General features: G+C 35.8%; 21 protein-coding genes. 9 read left to right on the plus strand and 12 right to left on the minus strand.

All coding sequences use genetic code 11. The features are described 5' to 3' along the window. Window positions 1-71: 71 nt before the first annotated feature. From C8P64_RS02330 to C8P64_RS02345, 4 genes are all read right to left on the minus strand, one after another. On the minus strand, window positions 72-1,082 hold the full coding sequence (locus C8P64_RS02330) for an SDR family oxidoreductase (RefSeq protein WP_108170444.1): 1,011 nt from the start codon (window positions 1,080-1,082) through the stop codon (window positions 72-74). Continuing rightward, entirely contained in the window at window positions 1,083-2,420 is a 1,338-nt protein-coding gene (locus C8P64_RS02335) for a nucleotide sugar dehydrogenase (RefSeq protein ID WP_108170445.1), read from the minus strand. Window positions 2,421-2,805: 385 nt separating this feature from the next. Next, window positions 2,806-3,480 carry an outer membrane beta-barrel protein gene (locus C8P64_RS02340; protein WP_108170446.1) on the minus strand — a complete coding sequence of 225 codons (675 nt, stop codon included), beginning with the start codon at window positions 3,478-3,480 and terminating at the stop codon, window positions 2,806-2,808. Between the two features lie 84 nt (window positions 3,481-3,564). Continuing rightward, entirely contained in the window at window positions 3,565-4,038 is a 474-nt protein-coding gene (locus tag C8P64_RS02345) for a UpxY family transcription antiterminator (RefSeq protein WP_170106618.1), read from the minus strand. Between the two features lie 782 nt (window positions 4,039-4,820). Between C8P64_RS02345 and C8P64_RS02350 the strand changes: the two genes are divergently transcribed. The 9 genes from C8P64_RS02350 to C8P64_RS02390 all read left to right on the plus strand — a co-directional run bounded on the left by C8P64_RS02350 (window position 4,821) and on the right by C8P64_RS02390 (window position 12,437). Beyond that, entirely contained in the window at window positions 4,821-6,056 is a 1,236-nt protein-coding gene (locus C8P64_RS02350; protein WP_108170448.1) for a phage integrase SAM-like domain-containing protein, read from the plus strand. An 87-nt stretch (window positions 6,057-6,143) separates the two neighbouring features. Beyond that, window positions 6,144-7,253 carry a hypothetical protein gene (locus tag C8P64_RS02355; protein WP_146167167.1) on the plus strand — a complete coding sequence of 370 codons (1,110 nt, stop codon included), beginning with the start codon at window positions 6,144-6,146 and terminating at the stop codon, window positions 7,251-7,253. Window positions 7,254-7,393: 140 nt separating this feature from the next. Beyond that, window positions 7,394-7,687 carry a helix-turn-helix domain-containing protein gene (locus tag C8P64_RS02360; protein ID WP_108170450.1) on the plus strand — a complete coding sequence of 98 codons (294 nt, stop codon included), beginning with the start codon at window positions 7,394-7,396 and terminating at the stop codon, window positions 7,685-7,687. 104 nt (window positions 7,688-7,791) lie between these two features. Then, window positions 7,792-8,979 (plus strand): VapE domain-containing protein, encoded by a 1,188-nt coding sequence (locus tag C8P64_RS02365; protein WP_108170451.1) that lies wholly within the window; start codon window positions 7,792-7,794, stop codon window positions 8,977-8,979. Between the two features lie 212 nt (window positions 8,980-9,191). Continuing rightward, on the plus strand, window positions 9,192-10,046 hold the full coding sequence (locus C8P64_RS02370; RefSeq protein ID WP_108170452.1) for a toprim domain-containing protein: 855 nt from the start codon (window positions 9,192-9,194) through the stop codon (window positions 10,044-10,046). Window positions 10,047-10,147: 101 nt separating this feature from the next. Then, window positions 10,148-10,444 carry a mobilization protein MbpA gene (gene mbpA, locus C8P64_RS02375; RefSeq protein WP_108170453.1) on the plus strand — a complete coding sequence of 99 codons (297 nt, stop codon included), beginning with the start codon at window positions 10,148-10,150 and terminating at the stop codon, window positions 10,442-10,444. Then, complete coding sequence (locus C8P64_RS02380; protein WP_108170454.1) at window positions 10,441-11,274, plus strand: relaxase/mobilization nuclease domain-containing protein; 834 nt, start codon at window positions 10,441-10,443, stop codon at window positions 11,272-11,274. Before mbpA ends, C8P64_RS02380 begins: the two co-directional genes overlap by 4 nt. A gap of 2 nt (window positions 11,275-11,276) precedes the next feature. Continuing rightward, window positions 11,277-11,726 (plus strand): DUF6730 family protein, encoded by a 450-nt coding sequence (locus C8P64_RS02385; protein WP_146167168.1) that lies wholly within the window; start codon window positions 11,277-11,279, stop codon window positions 11,724-11,726. 366 nt (window positions 11,727-12,092) lie between these two features. Beyond that, on the plus strand, window positions 12,093-12,437 hold the full coding sequence (locus C8P64_RS02390; protein WP_146167169.1) for a hypothetical protein: 345 nt from the start codon (window positions 12,093-12,095) through the stop codon (window positions 12,435-12,437). A gap of 591 nt (window positions 12,438-13,028) precedes the next feature. Here the strand turns inward: C8P64_RS02390 and C8P64_RS02400 are convergent. The 8 genes from C8P64_RS02400 to C8P64_RS02435 all read right to left on the minus strand — a co-directional run bounded on the left by C8P64_RS02400 (window position 13,029) and on the right by C8P64_RS02435 (window position 23,997). Further along, window positions 13,029-13,820 (minus strand): cation efflux transmembrane domain-containing protein, encoded by a 792-nt coding sequence (locus C8P64_RS02400; protein ID WP_211307582.1) that lies wholly within the window; start codon window positions 13,818-13,820, stop codon window positions 13,029-13,031. Then, complete coding sequence (locus C8P64_RS02405) at window positions 13,817-16,363, minus strand: heavy metal translocating P-type ATPase (protein WP_108170458.1); 2,547 nt, start codon at window positions 16,361-16,363, stop codon at window positions 13,817-13,819. Before C8P64_RS02405 ends, C8P64_RS02400 begins: the two co-directional genes overlap by 4 nt. 13 nt (window positions 16,364-16,376) lie before the next feature. Continuing rightward, window positions 16,377-16,727, minus strand: a complete 351-nt coding sequence (locus C8P64_RS02410) for a SpoIIAA family protein (protein WP_108170459.1) — start codon at window positions 16,725-16,727, stop codon at window positions 16,377-16,379. A 15-nt stretch (window positions 16,728-16,742) separates the two neighbouring features. Continuing rightward, window positions 16,743-17,375, minus strand: a complete 633-nt coding sequence (locus tag C8P64_RS02415; RefSeq protein ID WP_108170460.1) for a cation efflux transmembrane domain-containing protein — start codon at window positions 17,373-17,375, stop codon at window positions 16,743-16,745. Window positions 17,376-17,452: 77 nt separating this feature from the next. Then, on the minus strand, window positions 17,453-17,869 hold the full coding sequence (locus C8P64_RS02420; RefSeq protein ID WP_026934554.1) for a Fur family transcriptional regulator: 417 nt from the start codon (window positions 17,867-17,869) through the stop codon (window positions 17,453-17,455). Next, window positions 17,862-18,218: a P-II family nitrogen regulator gene (locus C8P64_RS02425; protein ID WP_026934555.1), complete on the minus strand. Its 357-nt coding sequence runs from the start codon at window positions 18,216-18,218 to the stop codon at window positions 17,862-17,864. Before C8P64_RS02425 ends, C8P64_RS02420 begins: the two co-directional genes overlap by 8 nt. A 101-nt stretch (window positions 18,219-18,319) precedes the next feature. After that, window positions 18,320-19,543, minus strand: a complete 1,224-nt coding sequence (locus C8P64_RS02430) for an efflux RND transporter periplasmic adaptor subunit (protein WP_245889644.1) — start codon at window positions 19,541-19,543, stop codon at window positions 18,320-18,322. Window positions 19,544-19,563: 20 nt separating this feature from the next. Further along, window positions 19,564-23,997, minus strand: coding sequence for a CusA/CzcA family heavy metal efflux RND transporter (locus C8P64_RS02435; protein WP_108170462.1), 4,434 nt, complete (start codon window positions 23,995-23,997; stop codon window positions 19,564-19,566). Between the last annotated feature and the right edge of the window lie 55 nt (window positions 23,998-24,052).

Here is a 24,052-nt window from a genome sequence, read left to right on the forward strand (position 1 = left end):
CTTACTCTATAAATACGGAATAATTATTTAGACCACTGTTCAATATATTATATATTAGATAATTCTCACTTTTATAATTTTACAGGCCTTAAATTTTCCCAATACCATTCCACCGCCTCGGTAATTCCTTCTTCAATTTTAAATTTTGGGTCATATCCCAATAAATGTTTTGCTTTATCTATAGAGGCTAAAGAATGAGGAATATCCCCAACACGGTTTGGCCCATGCTTGATCTCAACCTTACTAATTTCTGGATCAAATTTAGATAAGTGGGTTTTAAGCAAGTGAGTTAATTCAAGTAAATTAGTTCTATCCCCTACAGCAGCATTGTATATTTGATTGAGGGCATTTTTATTTTCTGTGGTAATAGCTAACAAATTCATTTGAACCACATTGTCTATATAAGTAAAGTCCCTGGAATAAGTACCATCGCCATTAATTACAGGACTTTCATGGTTCATCAGTTGGATCACGAATTTTGGAATAACAGCTGCATAAGCACCATTAGGGTCCTGCTTTCTTCCAAACACATTAAAATACCTAAGTCCGATAGTATCTAAACCATAAGCCTTATGAAAAATATCTGCATAGAGTTCATTGACATATTTCGTTATGGCATAAGGAGATAAAGGCTTACCTATTTCATCTTCTACCTTAGGTAATTTCTCGGAATCTCCATAAGTAGAAGAACTGGCAGCATAGACGAAACGTTTAACACCCGCATCTCTAGCTGCTACCAACATGTTTAAAAATCCAGATACATTAACCTCATTACTGGTTATTGGATCATTTAAAGACCTTGGCACAGAGCCTAAGGCAGCTTCATGCAATATATAATCCTTACCGGCACAGGCTTTATGACAGGTTTCCAGGTCTCGTATATCACCCTCTATTAAGGTGAAATTCGAATGATCTATTATCGCATCAAGATTGTACTTATGTCCGGTAGCAAAATTATCTAGACAGGTAACTTCTGCCTCTAACATTATTAGTTCTTCACAAAGGTTAGAACCAATAAATCCAGCTCCGCCAGTAACTAATATCTTTTTACCTACTAATTTTTTAAATCTCTCTTTTTGCATTTAAAGTTTACCGTTTACGGTTTCCAATATTCCTTTTACATCATACACCACAGCGTCTTCATTCTTAAGCGCATCCAAATCCATTGATAAAAACTCCTTATGCGCCACGGTTAAAACGACCGCATCGAACTTTTGCCCTTCGACAAGCTCAGGACTGCAAGTAAGTTTATATTCGTGCTGAACCTCTACTGGATTTGCCAAAGGATCATAAATAGTAATATTAGTGCCGTAGGATTTCAATTCTTCGACCACATCTACCACTTTAGTATTACGTACATCAGGACAATTTTCTTTAAAGGTGATTCCCAGCACCAGGATGTTTGCTCCCTTAACCTTCAGATCATTTTGAAGCATCAGTTTGATGACTTCTGAGGCTACATATTTACCCATGGAGTCGTTCATGCGCCTTCCAGCAAGGATGATCTCTGGGTGGTATCCAATTTCCTGTGCCTTTTGAGCCAGGTAATAAGGATCTACTCCTATACAATGACCACCAACAAGTCCGGGTTTGAAAGGTAAAAAGTTCCATTTGGTGCCAGCCGCCTCTAAAACATGATTAGTATCGATATTCATTTTATTGAAGATCTTAGCCAATTCATTCACAAAAGCGATGTTGATATCACGTTGTGAATTTTCGATCACTTTAGCAGCTTCTGCTACTTTAATAGTCGGAGCTAAATGGGTCCCGGCAATAATAACCTCCTTATAAAGTGCATCTACTTTTTTACCAACCTCGGGAGTTGACCCTGCAGTAACCTTTAATATCTTCTCTACCGTATGTTCTTTATCTCCGGGATTGATGCGCTCGGGCGAATAGCCTACGAAGAAATCTTCATTGAATTTCAAACCACTTACTCTTTCCAGCACTGGCACACATTCGTCCTCGGTAACTCCTGGATAAACTGTAGATTCATAGATCACTGTATCTCCTTTTTGTAACACTTTTGCTACAGACTCACTGCTTTTGTAAAGTGGAGTCAGGTCTGGACGGTTATTTTTATCAATTGGAGTTGGAACTGTAATGATGTAATAATTACAGTCTGCGATTTCCTCCAGGTGACTAGTAACATATAAACCAGTGTTAATTTCTTCTTCAATCTCGAAATCACCTGCTATCTCAAGCTTAAAGCTTTTTACAGGATTTGATTGCTTTAATACAGCCTGAAGAATATTATCTTCAACCTCTAAAGTACTGTCATGTCCTTTTTTCAGCTCATTAATTCTTGACTGATTGATATCGAATCCTACCGCAGGAAATTTTGTAGCAAATAGCCTGGCTAGTGGCAAACCCACATATCCCAATCCAATTATGGCAATTCTTGGTCTTTCGTTGATCATTTTCTTAAAAATATTGAAGTAAAAACAGGGCTTCGCCGCCGTGAGTCACATATGGTAACTCTCGTAAAAATTTTTGATAAAACCTGAGTGGATAATCCTAATCAAGGGCATGACCAGGAAAAATGATAAGTAGGGTTAAGTTCAGGTTGTTTCTTTGAGGCGGCAAATATAACCTCACCTCTTAGGAAGCACAAAATTATAAGTGTTAAATTTTTAACTTAATTTTATAAGTCTTTAACGAAAAGGAAGAAAACTAAAAAATAGTTGAAAGATACTCAGCGTTTTGAGTTAAAATATGGTTTTATTAAGTTAAAAAAAACTTATTAAAATTACACAAAACACTGTGAATCAGACTGCAAAACAGCAATAAAGGCTTAAAAATCTATCAGAAATAACAGCTTCCTCCGCGCCGGGTTGAAGATGAATTACTCCCGAAAATCTTATAATTCAGACTAAGCAACACCTGGTTTAATCGACCTTCATCAAAATAAGCCCGGTTGCCGTTATTATAATTAACAATTTGAAAGTCCTCAGACGGAAAGGTGAAGTCATATCTTAGATCCAGTTCCAGCCTATTAAAGCTTATTTTAAATCCAATTTGAGCGGCCAGATTACTATGATCATCTAACAATGGCTCCCGGGTGTTTTCCATTTCTTTATTAAGAATGAACTGGTAGGCTGGGCCGGCATATACATCCAAAGACTCCAAAACATTATATCCAAATAACAAGGGCAAACTGAACTTTTCTAAACTATAGGTAGAAGGTGACTCCTGAAACTCAAATTTCCCACTGGTCTTATTTAAAAATACCTCCGGTCGCAATAGCCACTTACCGAAACTCATCTCGAGAAAAGCACCGGCCTGGTAACCAAAATCAGATTCTGCGCTATATTGCACAGCATTTCGAAGTACTTCAGACCCATTATCATTCAGGCTATAATTCACCCCGGCCTTTACACCAATACTATATTTCTGGGATTTTACCGCGTGGCTTGAAAGAACTGAAAGTAGAATTACAGCTATAATTATTCGGGGATTTAACTGGAAAAATGTATTCATTTATTTATAAGTAGGCTTTGATTATATAGGACAATAAGGGATGGAATTCTATTGATTATGATGGCAAATTAAGGGTTAAAGCATTTATAATACATCCTGAACATTAGCGGTGAGCGTCCACCCTATATCAGGCAGGATTAGTTTAAGCTTCTTACTCCCGACCTCTTTAATGATGGCCTCCTTTTTTGCCAGTTTACCCGATTTTATCTCGACTTTATCCCCAGGTTTCAGGTTGTTGACTTCAAAACCATCCAGGCGGTCATTATTCAACCAGGATCTTATAGCTTCGATCTCTTCGGGTTTAGCAATAGCGGGTTTATTCAGCCAGTTTAAAAAACCAAGAACTCCTGGAGCATCGAACACACGGTTTCGATTACTATTTTCCAGATTAGCAAATAGATAGGTTCTAAATAAGGGTAAAGTAACTTTCTTTTTTCGATCTGTCCATTGCCTCACTTCTGTAATCACCGGACAATAAACATCCAGTCCTAGATCTTCAAGGATCTTAGCCGATTTGATTTCATGTTGCGGTTTTGTACGTATTACATACCAGGGCATACTGCGATTTTTATCTTCAGAATGTAAATTTCTCGCAGTAGGGTATCTATGAAAGTGGAGAAATTTTGAATAGGCAAAAATACAATTTTTTAACGAGCTGTCAAGGGAGAAGTTAGTTGTGAGTTGTGAGTTGTGAGTTGTGAGTTGTGAGTTGTGAGTTGTGAGTAAATTAAAATTTAGAATTGAATATTGTTCATTGTTCATTGTTTATTGAAAAGACAGCCTTCGACTGCGCTCAGTCTGACAGGCCATATCGCACAAAGAACCATAAAATACTAAATACATTTTACAGTCTAAAGATTACAAACTACGAACACCGAACTACGAACTACCATAGATTTCTCCCTTCGCTCGAAATCACACTGGAAGTGAGAATACTGAAAATTCTTTATAATAACTGTTTATTGTTTATTGTCTTTGCGAGGCTTCGCCGAAGCAATCTCAACTATAGTATCCAGATCAAAGAACTACAGACTAAAGGCTACATTCTAAAAACTATGAGCTACAAACACCGAACTAAAAACCATAAACTAAAAAAGCCTGAACTTTCGTTCAGGCTTTTTGCACTTTGTTGGCCTACTAGGGCTACTATACTTTTTTAATAGTTTTTAACCAGTATTAACGCTGTGTATTAGCGTGTGACTACCATTGGTTTAATCCTGTTTAATCGATGTTAATCAATTTTATAAAATTTTTTTCCCCCTATAGAGCCCCCTGTTTAATCAATTTTAATTAGTTTTAATAAGAATTCCACTACATTCTATTAATTTCAGTTCAAATATATGCAGGTATCCTTCACCCTTCGAAAAGATAAAATCACTAAAAGTGGGCTGATGCCTGTAAGAATGTTGATTACTTCTAATGGCGAGAGAATTCGAAAAAGTGTGCGCAACGTAAAAACCCTAGAGAAGTATTGGAAGAATCAAAGAATTAAACCTAACCTGAAATCTGAGGATTATAATTTTCATGTAGAATATAATAAACAGCTAGATGATCTGGAAAATAAGGTTAAACTAATATTTCGATATGCTCTTTTGAATGATATCGAAGCTGACAAAAATTATATTCTGCAACAGTTAGAGAACAAAAACTTTGGCAAAAACTCCATCGCTCCCAAATTCATTAAGTCGTTTGATGAATTTATAGAAACTAATCGCAGCTCTAAAGCAGAGGGTACAATAAAAAAATATGTATCAACCATAAATTTTATAAAAGACTTCCAAAAGTATTCAAATTACGATCTAAGCTTCAATAATATCGATTTGAATTTCTATGAAAAATTCCGTGATTATGCTTTCAATGAAAGGAATACTCTAAATAATTATTTTGGAAGACTCATAGCTGGAATCAAAACCTTTATGAACTGGGCTTATGAAAGGAATTATCATGAGAACCTTGAGTTTAAAAAGTTCAAAACGATTCATAATACTATCGAAGTTATTTACTTAACGATGGATGAACTGATGGCGCTTTATAACTATAAGTTCGATTCTAAAAGATTAGAGCACGTTAGAGATTTCTATTGTATGGGTGCGTTCACCGGGCTACGTTTCAGTGATTTGAGCCAACTAAAGCCATCTAATATTTACCCTGATGAAATTCGGCTGAGTATTCAGAAAACTAAAAGCATAGGGCATGTAACACCTCTCAATAATTTTTCTAAAGCGATACTTAAAAAGTATGCCGGCACCATCTACGAACCTATTCCTTCAATTTCTGGACAAAAATTTAATAAATACATAAAGGAATGTTGCAAAAAAGTGGGAATAGATACACCAGTTAATACTACAAGATATATTGGTCAAAGACGAGTAGATAAAGTACAGCCAAAGCATGAGCTCATCACTAGTCACACCGCCAAAAAGACCTTTATTACAAATTCTCTATTCCTCGGAATGAAGGAAATGGTTGTTCGAAATATAACTGGAAATATTGATGAAAAATCATTTAAGCGTTATGTAGAAATTGCTGAAGATTTTAAAAAGCAGGAAATGGATAATACCTGGAATAAGCTTTAAAAAATGCGATTTAATAATAAAACTAAGGTGAGACACCTAAAAAAACTTAAATATAGATATCCCGTATTATTCCATAAAATCATGTACTTGGATGATATAAATCATCTAAATCCAATAGATAGATCATTCTACTTTATTCAATTAAGGGAGAAATTTTATAGAATAAATAAAAATAATATAGGTGAGGATGAATGGATTGATGAAGAAGGTATTATTGAAATTGAAATAAAAGATTTTAGACCTGTAGGAATTAAGAAAGAATATACTTGGGAGAAATTCATCAGCGATATAGATGAATATTTGGTAAACAAAATTAAAGCTTCATTAAATACTCTAAAAATAAGCTATGGACTCTCCGATCTTGACTGGGTATTGACCAATCCAAAACCTATTTTACTGAACGATCCTAATTTGCTAGCCATTTCACCATTTCTTTTTACTCTGAAAGATTGGATGAAAATAATAAAAAACGATCTTTCAAAAATTTATGGAAAGTCTGAACAAAAGATTATTAATAATAGAGATTTAAGTAAACAGGCTAAATTAGCGTTTAAAAGAAAATTAAGCTCACTACCGAATGAAATTGAAATTCGAACTGGAACGAATTCAATTAAAGATTACAAACAGAATTTTACCTGGGTATACCTTAAAATGTACAAAACAGACCTTTCATGGTTAATTTTAAATTTCGATTTTCAGCAGAATTTAGGTAAAGAAAACATCTATTTGTATTTAGAAGGATTCGTTACACGAAACAAAAAACAAAGACTAAGAAATTTACTTGCTTTTAATTATGATAAAAAGAAAATCTATACAATATTTTTCATATGGCTCGATATAAAAAAACAAAATAAAGAGAAAAGAGAATTAATAAAGGAGTTCATAGACACCTTTCATTCCTCAAGCAACAATTTTGAGGAAATGAACATCCCTAATTTAAGCGTTTTTAAAGAATCAAGATATGAACTATTATCTTTAATAAAATTTCTATCCAATTGGCCTAAAAATATAAATAGGGACAAAACACCTACTGAAGAAATAGTTAAGTTTAAAAAGGTTCCAGATCTTTTAACCCTGTTTAAAAAGCTTCAATTATTTCAAGAAATTAATGATCCAAATACCTTCCGAAATTATTATTACAGCAAGACAGAATTTCCCAACGAAGCTGTAAAAAGAATAAAACATCATTTACACTGAGGAAATTATTATCCTGCTTAAAAGCAACGATAGCTAACATTTCGTAACTACAAAAAAATGTGATCTGCCAATTTTTTAGAACATTAATAGAATTTAGCAAAACAGAACAGAAATGAATTGTTTAACTAAATTTATTATTTATGTACAAACCTATTCTTTATGGTTTCACAAAAAAAGACCTTGAATACACAGTAGAACTGGTTGTAAACAGGATTCGGAAAACCGAGTTAGTAAATCAGACCGTTATAGATCCAAAAGAAGATCGACTTTCCCAAAAAGAGGCAGCTAAATTATTTGGTAAAACTGAGCAATGCTTAATTGGGTGGAGGAAAAAGAATCTTATCCCATTCTATAAAATAGCAGGTTCCGTATTCTATTCTAAACGAGAACTTCTCGAAACCGCTCGAAATAATCCCGACTTGGTTAAATCTTAACTAAAAAAACGTGGAGCTGTCACTCCACGTCTAATTCTTTTTACAACCGTTTAACTAGTTGAAAGCTATGCAAATATACGGCTTTTCAACAAAAAATTCATTTTATGAAAGCTAAAAATATTTTCTATGGATTTGAAAACCCAAAGAACAAAACCGTTTACCATCAAACTTCAGATTACATCTTTTCCAAATACAAATTGCGCTACAATGAAATTTCCCATGATTACGAATTACGACTTTTAAATAATACTAAATGGCGAATATTGAATTTACAGTCTTTATTAATTGAACTTGAAAGTGAGGGCATAAAAATATCAATAGCTAAACTCGAAATCTTTATCAAATCTGATTTTATAGAGTCCTATAATCCTATGCGCGATTATTTTGAGAATTTACCGGAGTGGGACAAAGTTGATTGGATAAAAAAATATGCAGAATTTGTCCCAGTAGAATTTGCGGACCAATTCCAATATCACTTTAAAAAGTTTTTAGTACGTGCTGTAAGATGTGCATTAGAACCTAATTATGTAAATAAACAATGCTTTGTCTTGGTACATCCAGGTCAGAATTCTGGTAAAACTTCCTGGTGTAGAGACATTTGCCCACCTGGATTGAAGGCATATTATACTGAAGAAATTGGCCGGGGAAAAGATGCAAACATTCAATTAACCAGGAATTTCCTAATTGTTTTTGATGATTTTGATGGTGAAAATAAAAAAGACTTGGGTTCGCGGAAAGCTATGATGTCCAAGATGAGAATCAACGAGAGACTACCTTATGATCGTAAAAATTCTAAACTCCCACGCATATGCTCATTTCTCGGATCTACTAACGAATTCACATTTCTGAAAGATGAAACTGGCTCTGTTAGGTGGCTTTGTTTTGAATTGAAAGGTAAAATAGATTTCACTTATAAATCAGAAATAGATATAAATAGCATTTGGGCTCAGGCCTATTATTTAGCCTATAAGGATAAATCTTTTGAGCCAACCTTAACTCTGGAAGATATCCGATTAAATGAGATTCGAAATTCTAAATACCGAGAATTATCTCAGGAAGAAGAAATTCTTACAAAGTACTATTACCCAGGAAAAGAAATGACTGATTTCTTAACTGCAACAGAAATTACCAATGACCTTAATTCTCTCAATTTGTCTTTAAGTAAGATAAATATGGGAAGAGCACTTAGCGCTCAAAATTTTCCGAGAGTGAAACATCCAAAGCGACAACTGTATGGCTATTTGGCAAAACCTCTATTCAAAGTTAGCCCTTGGGAATTAGAAAATAAATAAATATTAAAATCATCTTACCTATTTACCTAGATAAAGGTGGTTCCCTAAATATCAAGTATTTCAAATAGGTAAGATTAATGAATTAAAGTCACCTTCAGCTTACCTCAATTAGAGACCTTAGGTAAGACAGGCGACTTAATTAATCATTGATTCCAACTACAAATAATTGATTATCAATACATAGGTAAGAAGGTAATTTAAAATTTTAAAATATGAAAAAAAAGATAAATTGTGAGTCAGCCAAAAAAATCGACTTACTTGATTTACTGCAACAATTGAATGCAGTATGTAAAAGAGAAAATAATAATGAAGCCTGGTTTCTCAGTCCTTTCCGCAACGAAACTAAACCCTCTTTTAAAGTTTCAAAAAGATTAAATAAATGGTATGATCACGGGGAAGGAATCGGGGGAAACCCTATTGACTTGATTACCCATTTAAAAAATTGCTCAGTAAGCAGTGCATTAAGCTTTTTGGGCGAGGGTTCTTTTTCTTTTCAACAGCAGAAAATTTCAAGAGGAAAAGAGGAATTTAAGTATGAAGTCCTTAAAGAACAGAATTTACAGAATAGAGCGTTATTAAATTATCTGAAATCCAGAGGTATATCTCAAACTATAGCAAAAACCTATTGTTTTGAAGTTTACTTTAAGTGCCAGGGTAAGAATTACTTCGCCATTGCATTCAGAAACAATTCAGGTGGTACAGAGCTTCGCAATAAATATTTTAAAGGTTGTAAAGGCGCAAAAGATATTACCACTATAAATAACAACTCACACACAGTAAAAATTTTCGAAGGTTTTATAGACTTCCTTACTTATCAGGATTATTTTTCCTTCAATTCAAATGCTTCTGATTTTATCATTTGTAATTCCACAGCATTAGTTCGAAAAGCAACTCCCCTCCTAAAAAATTATAACTCTATAGAGATATTCTTTGATAATGATGATGCCGGTAGACGTGGTTTCAATTTCCTAAAGAGTTGTAGAACAAACGTCATAGACAATAGTCAGAAATACAAAGATTTCAAGGACTTAAATGAATTTATCATGAATTCTCAACCTCATAAATAATTAATTAAACAGAGTGGCATTTCAAGAGGTGTGCTTGTGGCCCAAAGGCCAAAACACACTCTTGTTTTGCTCATTCTATTCACAAAAAGAAAACAAAAAAAATGAAACAAGTAGTTACAAAATTTCGATGTACCATTTTTGAAAAAAAACTTATAAGAATAAAAGCCAAAAATGCTTCTTTAAGTGTTAGTGAATATTGCAGAAGATCAGCTATGGATAAAAAAGTCGTTCAAAGGTTAACCGAAGAGGAAATTGAAATATATCAGAATCTGGTAACATTCCACAACAACTTCAAATGGATTGGTAATATGTTTAGGAAAAAAGATCCAGGTCTAACCAAGGCGGTATATGATTTAGCTGATGAAATAAAAGAACAATTAAAAAAATTAAATAAATGATAAGTAAAGCCTCTTGTTTATCCCACACTAAAGCTTCCATTAAATATGGATGGAACAATGAAAAAGACGCTGAAATTGTGTTTAATCAAAATTTAATAGGAGATAATCCTGCAGAGATCTCAAAGGAATTTGCAATGATTCAGCGATTGAATACGGTTTGTATTAAAAATACTATAAGTATTGTAATAAGTCCCTGCATAGAAGATAAAGAAAAATTGAATAAGCGATTGTTGAAAAACATTTGTGAACGGTTTATGGAGAAACTTCAATTTGGTGATCGTCAAGCCATAGGATTCACCCACAACGACAAAGCACATTTGCATATTCACCTTTACTGTAACCGCATCAATTTTCAAGGTAAGGCTTATAATGATTCATTTATTAGCAAGGAATGTCAGAGAATTGCAAAAGAAATAGCAAAAGAGTTGAATCTTACTACTGTCGAGGAAATTCAAATAAGGAAAAGAAACAAAACAAAAGCCGTACGAAATGAAATCCTTAAAAATCATCAATCGGTAATAAAGAAAAAACCGAAAACTATAGATGAATATTTCAAACTTTTAAAACAAAAGGAAATTGAAGTCAGACCGATTATCAATAAATCAAACCAGTTGCAAGGATTCCGATACAAATTCAAAAACTCAGAATTCAAAGGCAGCGAAGTAAATTGGAAATTGACAGGTTCTAATTTAATTAAAGAATTATTTCTTGACTCGAAAACTATTAAAAACAGGAAAATTGAAATAGGGTCTGACCTTTATAGTTTACATCCTAGTCTAGAAAAGGCGTTAAAACGCGATAACGGAAATAACAGAGGAATAAATAGATAAGTATGGCAAAAATTGAAGAAATAGTCGGTTTAATGACCGAAGAAATTGCTGAATTCAGAACATCAGTAGAAAAATTAGCTGAGATAAATAAAAAACTATCTCAAATGAAAGTAAAGCTAGATTTAGATGATGTAAAAAACACTTTAACTAAAAACCTTGAGGAGCAGAATAAAAAACAGGAAAGATGCCTTTGTCATCTTCAAGAAGTAGTAACAAAAACTGTAGATTCTCAAGAACAACCACGCTGGATGATTATCTCTAAATTATCTCTTGCTCTGCTATCCTTGCTTTTTGTATCCTATTCAATTTATAAAATCAGTTCTATCCCAGATATAGAAAAGGCAGCATATGATAAAGGCCAGGAGCAGGTTCTAACTCATGTTAAAAAATTTCTCAGCGAGAATAAAGATGCTAGTCACATTTATAATGAATGGTTAACCAAGAGCAATTGATCATTAAACCTAATTAATTCCTTTTTAATTAGAGACTTCACCTCTTTTTTCTTTAGCAAAACTAGCCAGTTCATTTTGATAAGCGCCTTAAAGCCGCGATGCTTTTTACACGCTTTTATCATAATGAATTGGCTTTTCTGTTATGCACGAAAAAAAAATGTTGAAATTTTAATTAATTAAAACCTGAATATTATGAAAGATCAGAATTCTAAAAAATGTTTAACTAATCAAGAGATTATGGAGCATATTATGAATGATATAGAGAAAATTGATATCGGCAGATTTGATTATATCTACATCCCAAATAAATCCGATTTTACTAAAGCAATGACACACTCAATACTAGAAACATGTAAAAGACTCGATTTGAGAGTCGTACGAGAGGTAGATATCAAAATGCCAGAACATATAAGAATAGCCCACAAAAGAAAGACCTGCATTGGGAAAGTAGATTTCATAATAATTAACCCCGATGAGAAAGATATTGCGATTGAATTAGATAGTTCTAATAAGCAATACAATTACAAAAAACTGGAGGTATCTGCAGAGATTGGCTACAAGGCCGTTTGGATCGTATGGAAAAGAAATACATCTGGTAAACCCTACAAGTCTTCTTATAAGGATGATCATAGCCAAAAAAATCATGAATTAGGATTTGTGAACAATAACGTAAGTATTTTAAGACACACTTTTCATCCCAAACTGAAATAGAAGGCCTAGGCTCTTTCTACTAGGAAAGAGTCTTTTTTTGTTGATTTTGATGATATGCATTTAACAATCATTCAACACATTTTACTTGTCTAGTTCCAGATATTATTAATATAAAAAACCCCATAATATAATATTTATTGAATATTATATTAATGGATTAATATTTTAAAGCTTTATAGTATAAAACCTATTCAACCTTAAAACAGAAAAAAATTTATATCGACCCAAGTCCCAATTTAGAATCTCAGAAGATGATTGAAATGTATTTCACAATTAAAACCATTAATGATATTGAGGGCTTTGTTTATTCGGAAGAGGAATTTTTAAAGAAGTTTAAAAACGGCTATCCTTTCAATGATTTAAGAACTGCGAAATATTACGCCATTTATAAAGACCGATGTCACAACCAGGAATTTGAGATTATTATCAATAGCAGGACTCTACTATATGAACATCTAAACTCACCTATTGCTATCTGCAACGGATGTAATATTACTCAATCTACAAATGACTCCATATTTAATTCGTCTGTATAGTTCCCATTTTTTTCATTATGTAATAGGCATTTTGATGTATGATTTTTTTCCAGATTTACCTTGATAATTTCAATATTTTAATTGCCCCACGCATCACAAATGTGAAGACAATACCGCCAATGATCAAATCTGGCCATTTACTTCCTAAAAAATAAACCAAAACACCCGCCAAAATTACTCCGCCGTTCACGATAATATCATTTGAAGTAAAAATGGCACTGGCTTGCATGTGGACTTCGTTACTTTTAGCTTTGTTGATTAGCCATAATGAGATTAAGTTTCCGGCAAGTGCCAAAGAAGAAATAATAATCATCCACTGGAATAAAGGAGTTTCACTACTCATAAAAAACCTGCGCAAGACTTCTGTAAATCCAAGAGTCGCCAGTAACATTTGAAAGTACCCACTAAATTTTGCGACCTTCTTTTTTCTTGAAACTGCACCACCTACTGCAAATAAACTCAGCGCATATACTATCGAATCTGCCAGCATATCAAGAGAATCGGCGATAAGGCCCATCGAAGAAGATATCCAACCCGTAATCATTTCAACAAGAAAAAACCCAAAATTAATACCCAACACCCACCAAAGAATATTTTTTTGTTTGGTTTCGTTTTCCATAACTGGAACTTCCGCCTCTTCTGATCCTATAAATTTATCACCCAATTTTAATTCTGAAATCGAGGAATGAATGTCTTCAATCCCTTCATGATGATATACTTCAAGTTTTCTATTGGGGATATCAAAATCAAGATACTTTATCTGTTCATAAGATTCTAGTTTCATCCTGATCATCTGCTCCTCGGAGGGGCAGTCCATTTGACTGACTATGAAGGTACTTTTGTTCATTTTTTATAAGCTAAAAGTCTTAATGCATTAAATACTACCAAAAGTGTGGAACCTTCGTGTATAACTACCGCTACTCCAATATTTGCGAAACCAAAAATTGTTGCGGGGATAAGCAAAGCCACAATTCCAAGACTTACCCATAGATTCTGCTTAATAATTGCTTTAGCTTTTCTACTTAATCCAATAGCAAAGGGAAGGGTTTCCAATTTATCGGCCATAAGAGCAATATCAGCGGTTTCTAAGGCAACATCACTTCCCGCAGCACCCATAGCGATTCCTACGGTGCTATTTGCCATGGCAGGCGCATCGTTAACACCATCGCCTACCATTGCTACTTTAGATTCTTTCTTTTTCAGTTTTTTTATAGCTTCTACCTTTTCTTCCGGCAATAAACTACCCCAGGCATCGGTCAATCCTATTTCTTCTGCCACAGCGTCTGCTACCTTCTGGTTATCACCGGTAAGCATGATCATTCGTTTAATTCCTATTTCCTTCAATTCAGAAAGGGTCTTCTTTGCTGCCTCCCGTGGGGTGTCCATTAATGCAATGATGCCTATATATTTTTCATTCTTACGAAGAAGCATCGTGGTGTTTCCACCACCTTCGAGATCGCGTACTTTTGTAATTATTTCTTCCGAAGGATTAGTATCATTTAGTTCTTCATATAGATCCAAATTACCAACATAGATCTTATCATTTCCCAAAGTTGCTTTAATACCTTTTCCTAACACGGCTTCCAGATTGGAAGCATCCGGGCTTTCCTCGCCTTCCAGGCGCTCCTTTCCATCACGAACTACTGCTTTGGCCAGGGGATGATCACTTAAACTTTCTACGGCTACTGCTATTTTGAGAAGTTCATTTTCTGAAATATCCCCAAGTTGTACTACTTGCGTAAGTTTTGGCTTTCCTTCCGTTAGAGTGCCGGTCTTATCAAAGGCGAGGGCGGTCAATTCTCCCAAATCCTCTAGTGGTCGGCCTCCTTTAATTAATACACCACCACGGGCCGCTCTGGCCACTCCACTCAATACAGCACTCGGGGTCGAGATTGCCAACGCACAGGGACTTGCAGCTACCAGTACCGCCATTGCCCTGTAAAAGCTGGCGCTAAAGGGTTCGTCAATAACTAAAAAAGCGAACAAAAGAATTCCGACCAAAATAAGAACGGATGGCACAAAATATTTTTCGAATTTATCGGTGAGCAACTGGGTAGGCGATTTTTGAGTCTGAGCTTCGTTAACCAGTTTCACCAACCGGGAAAGCGTTGAATCTTTGGCTGCTTTGATAACTTTAATCTCCAAAGTATTGTTCCCATTGATCGTTCCTGCAAAAACGCGGTTTTCATCTTTGATATCATCTACCTCAGAGTAATCCTTCTCAACATTTTCTACGGGAACTTTATCTACCGGTACACTCTCCCCGGTTATTGGAGCCTGGTTTACACTACTCTGCCCGTCTACCACTACGCCATCTGCTGATATTTTACTATTTGGTTTTACGACAATGATATCTCCAATAGTGAGTTTTTCGATACCAACTTCTTCCGTTTTACCATTTTTCTTAACCAAAGCTGTTTTTGGTGCCAATTCTGCCAATGCGGCTATAGATTTGCGTGCTTTGTTCATTGCATAATGCTCCAGGGCATGCCCCAGGCTGAAGAGAAATAATAATAATGCCCCTTCTGCCCATTCTCCCAAAATAGCTGCTCCAATAGCTGCGACCAGCATGAGAAAATCAATTTCAAATCCACCTTTGGCTACGGTTTCCACAGCTTCTTTAGCAGTATAAAATCCTCCAAAGAAATAGGCTCCTATATAAAGTGCAAGGCTAATCCATTGGGGAACTGATTCTACAAAGGATAATCCAAAACCTATTCCTAACAAAACACCACAAATAATAGCAAAAATAAGCTCTGTATTTTTCCCAAAAATACCTCCGTGTGCGTGGGAATGTTCTTCACCTGCCCCGTGGCTATCAGCCTCTTCATGATTCAGTTCATCTTCAACTTCATGCTGATGTTCCTGGATCATCTCATTTTCTTTATTTAATTCATCAGAGGTTTTTTCCGAAGATTTAAAGCCGTTGTCATGACCAGAGGAACTTTTCTTGACTTGTAGGTTTTCTTTTTTAAGCTTTGTAGTTATCTCATCAAAACTTGTTTCTCGTTTATCATATTCTAAACGGATCATTCCTCCGGCATTGGCGGAACCTTCCAAAACACCATTGGTATTTAGCAGACTCTTTTCTATAGTTCTTGCATGTCGGGTATGTCTAATCCCCTCAACCTCTATAAGAAAATGTCCATATTTCTCGGTAATTTCAGCCCCGGTTCTTTCTGCCAATGATTGAATGCGGTCAATAGAAATAATGTCGGGATCATAATGAAAACACAGTTGTGGCACCGTATCTTCCTGATCGTCTTTTATATGCACTTTATCAAGACCTTCCTTGGCTTCTAATTCCTCAATGAGCCTTTGCACACAGGTATCTTTTTCATTTGGCACCTGAGGTAGCAGTACCGGAATTTTGAGTTGTAATTTTTTCATATCCCTATTGGTTTTAAATCCATCTTTTAGCCTCTTCCTTTTCGGTAAGGTCGAAATATTTAACTTCCGAATTTGTAAAAACATCAGTAGCTCTCGCCGCCCATTGCTGCCATTCTTTTTCACCTACAATAGCCATTTTTCCGTAATCGGAAATATGGGCGGCATCAACTTTTAAATCTGCCCAGATGCCCTTGAGATCATAGCCCTCAAAGTCAACCAGCTCAAAAAAGAAATCCACCTTATCCCCATTTTCGACAATATTATGTATCAAGGGATGAATTTTCTCTATATCCTCCTTAGATATTTTACCATTGATAGTAGCGGATATCAAATTGCTTTTTTCCGTTTTGGTTATATGGATCATAGTTATTTCTGTCTTTTAAGTGATACTATACTTGATTTCTCTTGCTTTGGTATAGGCTTCCCAACCTTCCTTTGCTGCATAAGGTACAATGAGCAGTGCCGCGACAGGATCTGCCCACCACCAGCCCAGCCAGTTTACCAATAGTAAACCGGCAAGAACAACTACGGTTTGGTATAGGCAGATAAAGGTATCTTTGGCATCGGCAAGTAAAGCTGGGCTGTCCAGCTTATGTCCATATTTTCTTTTGAAATAGATAAGAATGGGATTGATGATTAGAGAAATAATTAAAATGATTAATCCCATGGTACTCCAACTTGCAGTTTCCTGACTAAGGAGTTTTGTGATTGAATCATAAGAAATGAATATGCAGACCAACGTAAATGATACTGCAATTACATAAAGCGTGATCTTCTTGCGTTTTTTGACTTTTTCTTCGTCAATGCCCTTGAGCTCGCCGTGCAGCCGCCAGCCTAATGTGGCCGCACTTATCACTTCTATTGTACTGTCCAGTGCCCATCCTATAAGAGCAGAACTATTGGCAGTTATTCCTGCAATTAGAGATACTATTACTTCAATGGTATCATAAATGACATTCCATATTTGAAGCGTTCTTGCCTTTTTTAAATCGTTTTTTCTTTTTGTTTCCATAAGCTGATTTTGGTAATCTCCATACTATATAGTTCCATTTTCACCTTTTTTTTAAATGCTTCCTTCCTCTTCAAAAATTAAACACCACTACATTTCTCACATATTCCCTTTACTACCAGGTTTACATTTTCTGCCATATATCCCTCTGGCAGGTTAATATGTGGAATCTTATGATCGGTCAAACAAACAGTTTCATCACAATTATTGCAATGAAAGTGGATATGTAAGTCCTGTTCTACTTCGCAATTACAATCACTTTCACAGAGCGCATATTTTGGTATGCCTGTGCCATCATCTATTTGATGCACAATGTCCTTTGTTTCAAATGTGCGTATTGTTCGAGATAATGTAGCCCGGTCCGCTTTTCCAAAAGCATTTTCAATTTCGGTAAGGGTTACGGCCCTGTCTTTTTTGGCCATAAATTTATAGATCAGGATACGCATGGCTGTTGGCCGAACTTCGTGTGCCTCTAAATTTTTTTCGATATCACTCATTTCCATCATTATTTAATCCAGATCGATTCAAAGATTCTCCGGTTTTTATTCGGAAGGCATCTTCAATATCTGAAAGATAAATAATTCCATCACCGGGTTCAGTTGTTTTTGCATTCTCAAGTATAATATCGATTGCTGATTGTGCTTCTTCATTTTGACATACCAATTCTAACTTTACCACCGGGCTGTCGGTTACACGAAAATCCAAAGAAGGCGACGCGCCTTTTGCTTTAAATGCCCCGGTACCTTCCCCCTGGGACAGCGTCATACTTTTGAATCCGCTTTCGCTAAGGGATTCTATCACTATTTGAACCCGTTTTGGTTTTATAAATGCTTTTATTTCTTTCATCGCTGTTTTATTAATTCTTTATTAAGGATGAACCCTCTGGAACTTTAATTAAGACAAACATTTTACAGAGAGCCCATCCATCTAAATTTTTAAAATTCTATTTAATGACCATGGGAATTTTGGCTTTTCTGCATTTCAGATACCAGGTAATAGGCATTATCATAAGCAACTAAAGTACCTTCTGGAAGTGGCTCCAGGAGTTTAATTTCAACCCATCCATCTTCATTTATCCCTGTCCTTACCTGTATCGGTTTTAATTCCCATTCTGTTTTACCTTCTTCCTGATGTTTTTGAGCTGTAAAGATGTAAGGATTTCCCTCTTCTTCTATCACTGCCTCTTCAGGTAGAGCAGGCACTGCTTCTTCTCCTGTCCGAATTTTTCCTTTAATATACATCCCCGGAATAAGATAATCTTCTTTGTTTTCTATTTCTGCATGAACATGCACCGCTTTGGGATTTTGTTCAAATTGCTTCCCTACAGAATATATTTTTCCTGTGAGATTGCTACCGGGAACTGACTCCAGGGTAAAAGAAATCTTTTGACCTTCTTTAACCTTATAAATATCTTTTTCAAAAACCATTAGATCGGCATGAACGTGCTCATTATCAACTACCATGAACATGCTGGTTTGTGGTTCTACATATTGGCCAATTTGCACCTTTACTTTTTCAATATAACCTTCTATAGGGCTTACTACCGGGATATATTCATACAGGGTGCCATTTCTTACCTGGGAGGCTCCCAAGTTTAACTGTCTTAACTGGGATTCGTAACCACTTACCTCTCCCTTTACCGACTGAAAATCTGCCTGTGTTTGTTGAAATGACTTTCCAGAACCTACTTCTGCCTCGTATAATCGCTTCTGTCTTTCAAATTCCTTTTCCAAAAACTGCATACGGTTATAGGCGTTAATATATTCCGTTTGTATTTTCGTCAAATTGGGATGAGATAGATACGCCAGTACCTGACCTTTATTTACCTTATCACCTTCAATAACTTTTATCGAATTAATATTCCCCCCTAAAACGGCAGTAACCGTAGCTTCATATTGCGGCGGCACTTCCAACTGCCCATTGGCTTCCACTATTCCTGATAATGCTTTTTTAGGTAAGGTATCTACTTTGATTCCCAGACTATTAAATTTCAATTCTGAGAGATGAACCGAACGCATGCCACCTTCTTCTCCTTGAGATTTGTCTTCATTCATAGTTGGATTTTCAGTTTCTAGAGAAACAGCTTCTGATGTTTCAGAATTTTCTTTACACCCAAAGAACAGACTCAATGATAGGGCAAGCATTAGAATATTTATTGATCTTTTATTCATATCGTTTTTCTTTCTTAGTTTTAGTTTGATTCTGTGAGGTAATATTCGAGCTGATAACGACTATCGAGATAATCATCAAAAGCACTCCATGCGTTTACCTCGATTCTAATAGCATCTCTTATATTTTGAAGGAAGGTTACGTAATCTATAGCACCTTCCTTAAATGCCAATACTGATCCTTCTTGTTGCTCCTTAGCCAAGGGAAGCGCTTCATCCCTATAATAATTCCATGAGTTTCTCCATTTTATGAATTCTTCTCGCATATTTTTATAGGCAGTTTCGAGCTCGAGTTTATCCTGGTAAAAATTTTGCTCTGCAATCTTCCGATTTACTTGTGCTTCCTGAGTACGGCCTAACTCAGGTCCAAAGAATAACGGAATTTGAATTCCGATTTGATATTGGAAGAAACCCGATTGTCCATTAATTTCCTGCCTGGCATACTGACCCTGAAATTTGGGTAGAAATTCAGATTTTCGTTCTCTGGTAACCGCTTTTGCAACATTCACTCTCTGTCCTGAAACTTCAAGAGCCGGATGCGATTTGAGCGAATCTATCAGAAAGTTTAAAGGTTCATCTAATGCTTGGGAAGGTAAATCTGGCACATCATAGATCGTATCACTAACAAACCATAAATTTAAACGCTGTAATGATCTCAGGTAATCTCTATAAGCTTGTTCTAACTGTATTTTCACCTCATTCCCCTGATTTGAAGTAGCAAGATACTCCAGTTTAGAGGTAGCTTCTGTTTCATACCTGATTCGTGCAGCTCTTTCAATGTCTTCAAAAATTGAATCCATTTTCTTATATACCCGATACCTCTTTTTACTTGTATAAACTGAAGCCCAGGCCCTGCTTACTTCACGTTCCACTTCTAAGGTATTTAGTTCTAAAGCATTTTCAGCAAGTGCCACCCTTTCTTTTTGCAATTTTAACCGAGGGGCAATTCCAAAAACATCTATGCCTTGTTGTTGAACACCAATTTGAGTATAGATCCCATCAGAACCATTTCCTACCTCTTCTTTTCCTGTAAAGATTTGGGTATTCCCAAAATCATAGGCAGTTTTACGCAGTACTTCTTCGCTTTCAATTTCAAGCTGGGCAGCTTTTAGCTGAGGAAAGTTTTTGATGGCTATTTCGCGGGCTTTTTTCAAACTTATGGTCTGTAAAGTATCCTGTAGTGGATATTCAGATGAAACAGCATCAGATTGTGCATTTACGGAAAAGGTTCCGCCTAACATCAAACCAATTATCAAAATCGTAGCTAAAGATCGCGTATTGGAAGAACCTAGATTGTTCTGTTCCTTCTTCTCACGTCTTCTCTCTACGAAGGTATATAACACTGGTAATACAACCAGCGTAAGCAAGGTAGCCGTAAGCATACCACCTATTACAACTGTAGCAAGTGGTTGTTGAACTTCTGCACCGGCAGATGTGGAGAATGCCATTGGTAAAAAACCGAAAATATCTGTTGTTGCTGTTAACATAATAGGTCGTATTCGTTCTTTGGTTCCTGTAAAAATTCTATCTTTTATACTGGTTACTCCCTCTTCTTTCAAAGAATTGAATCTGTTTATTAGTACCAGTCCGTTCAAAACTGCAACACCAAACAGTACAATGAAGCCTACACCTGCTGAAATGCTAAATGGCATACCTCTTATCCAAAGGGCAAATACACCTCCGATAGCAGCCAATGGTATCGCCATATAGATCATGATAGATTGGGAAAAAGATTTTAAGGCAAAATATAGAAGCACGAAAATCAGGAATAAGGCTATCGGTACCACAATCACTAATCGATCTTTGGCACTCTGAAGGTTTTCGAACTCCCCTCCATAAGTAATATAATAACCTGGTGGCAATTCTAATTCCTCATCTAATTTTTGCTGGATGTCGTTCACCACAGACTCTACATCCCTTCCCCGGGCATTTACACCTACATAGGTTCTTCTATAGGTATCATCTCTTGAAATTTGCATAGGGCCCGGAACATACTCAATATCTGCTATTTCTTTTATAGGCACCTGAGTTCCGTCTGGAAGATCGATATACATACCACGCAAATCATCAATATTCTTTCTATGATCTTCATCAAATCTCACAACTAAATCGAATCGCTTTTCACCTTCAAAAATGACCCCTGCCGTTCCTCCGGCAAATGCTGTACTTATATAATCATTGACTTTCTGAATATCCAGTCCATATTGGGCAACTTTATCACGGTTAAATCTAACTGTCATTTGTGGGAGACCGGAGGTTCTTTCAGCATTAACATCACCAGCTCCAGGTACAGTTTGGATAATATTGGCCATTTCCTGCACTTTTTCTGACAATACCTCTAAATCCTCACCGTACAACTTAACCGCAATATCTTCTCTAACCCCTTCTAATAACTCATTAAATCTCAATTCTACAGGTTGAGTAAACACTAGATTAACACCTGTAAGATCTTCATTTAGTTTTTCCTTAATCTGTTCAATAAGCCCTTCTTTAGTTTCAGAACTTGTCCATTTATCTTTGTCCTTCTCAAGGATTAAGTACATATCGGCAATATCCATTGGCATGGGATCTGTGGGAATGTCAGCTACTCCAATTCTGGCCGTTACCGTTTTAATTTCAGGAAAGTTTTCTAAGAGTATATTTTCAATTTTTTTTGAAACTTCAATAGACTCTGTTAGTGAACTACCTGGTCTTATTAGAGCCTGCATGGCGATATCTCCTTCATCAAGTTGAGGCACAAATTCTCCTCCCATTCGGGAAAAAAGAAAACCGGCTATCACAAGTAAAACAGCGGCAGAACCAATAACGATCAGCTTCAATTTTAAGGCTCCTTTCAACAAAGGCATGTACACCTTTTGTATTCCGCCAATTATCTTGTCACTTATTTTTTCCAGCCAGCGTTCAAACTTTCCAAACCAGTTCTTTTTATTTTGAATTGGTTTCATGAATAAAGCCGACATCATAGGCACATAGGTAAGACACAAGAATATAGCACCTATCATGGCAAAACCGAAAGTGTAAGCCATCGGCTTAAACATTTTACCTTCTACCCCGGTAAGAAAAAGAATGGGTGTAAATACGATAAGAATGATAATTTGTCCAAAAAATGCAGAGCCCATCATCGTACTTCCAGCATCATAGGCTACTTCATCCATTTTCGCCTGGTTGAATTTTATTTTTCCAGATCTAATCCGTTTTTGTATTTCATATACAGTACCCTCAATGATGATCACTGCACCGTCTATAATAATTCCGAAGTCGATTGCTCCCAAACTCATTAAATTTGCCCAGACATTGAATTGCTTCATCAATATAAAAGCAAAAAGAAGTGATAATGGAATGGTAGTAGCAGTTATAAGACCGCCTCTTAGACTACCTAATAATATTACTAAGGCAAAAATCACAATTAAGGCACCTTCCAGTAAATTTGTTTTAACAGTGTCGGTTGTTCGTGCTATCAACTCACTTCGATCAATGATTGGTGCTATAGTCAAACCTTCAGGTAGAGACTTCTCAACTTCAGCCATACGATCTTTCACATCCTGAATAACCGCGTTAGGATTAGCTCCTTTCAGCATCATGATAATTCCTCCAACGGCTTCTTCCCCATCCTGGGTAAAAGCTCCATAACGTACCTGATTACCAAACTGAACATTTTCTGCAACATCACCAATCGTTATCGGGATTGCGTTTTCTGTAGTAATTGCAATTTTCTTGATGTCCTCCAGAGAACGGATTAAGCCTTCACCCCTGATAAAATTTGACATTTTATTTTTCTCGATATAAGCCCCACCGGTATTCACATTATTTCGTGCCAGTGCCTCATAAACTTCAGAGATACTTATACCCATACTGTTTAATTTTTCCGGGTTGACTGCTACCTCATATTGTTTTATGGAGCCTCCAAAAGAGTTTACTTCCACCACACCTTCCAATAAGGTAAGCTGTCGCTTGACTATCCAGTCCTGAATAGTTCGTAGATCCATGGGGGAATATTCGGTTTCATACCCCTCCTTTGGTTTTATTGTATATTCATAAATTTGACCCAGTCCGGTTGAAATAGGTCCCATAGCAGGACTTCCAAATTTATCGGGAATGGTTTCTCCCAATTCATTAAGTTTTTCCTGTACCAGTTGCCGAGGAAGGTATGTTCCCATATCATCTTTAAAAACAATAGTAACTACCGAAAGTCCAAAGCGTGAAATAGAGCGAATTTCTGTAACTCCAGGTAAATTACCCATCGACAGTTCTACGGGATAGGTTACAAATTGTTCAATATCTTCTGTTGCAAGATTAGGTGACTGGGTAATCACCTGAACCTGATTATTAGTAATATCTGGTACCGATCCCAGGTTAACGGTAGACATGGACCAAATACCAGTACCTATAAGGGCTAAGGTGAGTAGTCCAATAATAAATTTATTATTAATGGAAAATGAAATGATTCTATTGATCATATAAAAAAATTAATTCAGTTAAACATCTCGATATTCCCTAAGTAGAAGAAATCGA

Origin of the sequence: Christiangramia gaetbulicola, from assembly GCF_003054225.1 — a bacterium.
Taxonomy (GTDB): domain Bacteria; phylum Bacteroidota; class Bacteroidia; order Flavobacteriales; family Flavobacteriaceae; genus Christiangramia; species Christiangramia gaetbulicola.

What these genes read in the sequence shown, in the direction of transcription:
- C8P64_RS02330 (WP_108170444.1), bottom strand. Translation starts at nt 1,082, where the DNA reads ATGCAAAAAGAGAGATTTAAAAAATTAGTAGGTAAAAAGATATTAGTT.
- C8P64_RS02335 (WP_108170445.1), bottom strand. Translation starts at nt 2,420, where the DNA reads ATGATCAACGAAAGACCAAGAATTGCCATAATTGGATTGGGATATGTG.
- C8P64_RS02340 (WP_108170446.1), bottom strand. Translation starts at nt 3,480, where the DNA reads ATGAATACATTTTTCCAGTTAAATCCCCGAATAATTATAGCTGTAATT.
- C8P64_RS02345 (WP_170106618.1), bottom strand. Translation starts at nt 4,038, where the DNA reads ATGCCCTGGTATGTAATACGTACAAAACCGCAACATGAAATCAAATCG.
- C8P64_RS02350 (WP_108170448.1), top strand. Translation starts at nt 4,821, where the DNA reads ATGCAGGTATCCTTCACCCTTCGAAAAGATAAAATCACTAAAAGTGGG.
- C8P64_RS02360 (WP_108170450.1), top strand. Translation starts at nt 7,394, where the DNA reads ATGTACAAACCTATTCTTTATGGTTTCACAAAAAAAGACCTTGAATAC.
- C8P64_RS02365 (WP_108170451.1), top strand. Translation starts at nt 7,792, where the DNA reads ATGAAAGCTAAAAATATTTTCTATGGATTTGAAAACCCAAAGAACAAA.
- C8P64_RS02370 (WP_108170452.1), top strand. Translation starts at nt 9,192, where the DNA reads ATGAAAAAAAAGATAAATTGTGAGTCAGCCAAAAAAATCGACTTACTT.
- mbpA (WP_108170453.1), top strand. Translation starts at nt 10,148, where the DNA reads ATGAAACAAGTAGTTACAAAATTTCGATGTACCATTTTTGAAAAAAAA.
- C8P64_RS02380 (WP_108170454.1), top strand. Translation starts at nt 10,441, where the DNA reads ATGATAAGTAAAGCCTCTTGTTTATCCCACACTAAAGCTTCCATTAAA.
- C8P64_RS02385 (WP_146167168.1), top strand. Translation starts at nt 11,277, where the DNA reads ATGGCAAAAATTGAAGAAATAGTCGGTTTAATGACCGAAGAAATTGCT.
- C8P64_RS02400 (WP_211307582.1), bottom strand. Translation starts at nt 13,820, where the DNA reads ATGAACAAAAGTACCTTCATAGTCAGTCAAATGGACTGCCCCTCCGAG.
- C8P64_RS02405 (WP_108170458.1), bottom strand. Translation starts at nt 16,363, where the DNA reads ATGAAAAAATTACAACTCAAAATTCCGGTACTGCTACCTCAGGTGCCA.
- C8P64_RS02410 (WP_108170459.1), bottom strand. Translation starts at nt 16,727, where the DNA reads ATGATCCATATAACCAAAACGGAAAAAAGCAATTTGATATCCGCTACT.
- C8P64_RS02415 (WP_108170460.1), bottom strand. Translation starts at nt 17,375, where the DNA reads ATGGAAACAAAAAGAAAAAACGATTTAAAAAAGGCAAGAACGCTTCAA.
- C8P64_RS02420 (WP_026934554.1), bottom strand. Translation starts at nt 17,869, where the DNA reads ATGAGTGATATCGAAAAAAATTTAGAGGCACACGAAGTTCGGCCAACA.
- C8P64_RS02425 (WP_026934555.1), bottom strand. Translation starts at nt 18,218, where the DNA reads ATGAAAGAAATAAAAGCATTTATAAAACCAAAACGGGTTCAAATAGTG.
- C8P64_RS02430 (WP_245889644.1), bottom strand. Translation starts at nt 19,543, where the DNA reads ATGAATAAAAGATCAATAAATATTCTAATGCTTGCCCTATCATTGAGT.
- C8P64_RS02435 (WP_108170462.1), bottom strand. Translation starts at nt 23,997, where the DNA reads ATGATCAATAGAATCATTTCATTTTCCATTAATAATAAATTTATTATT.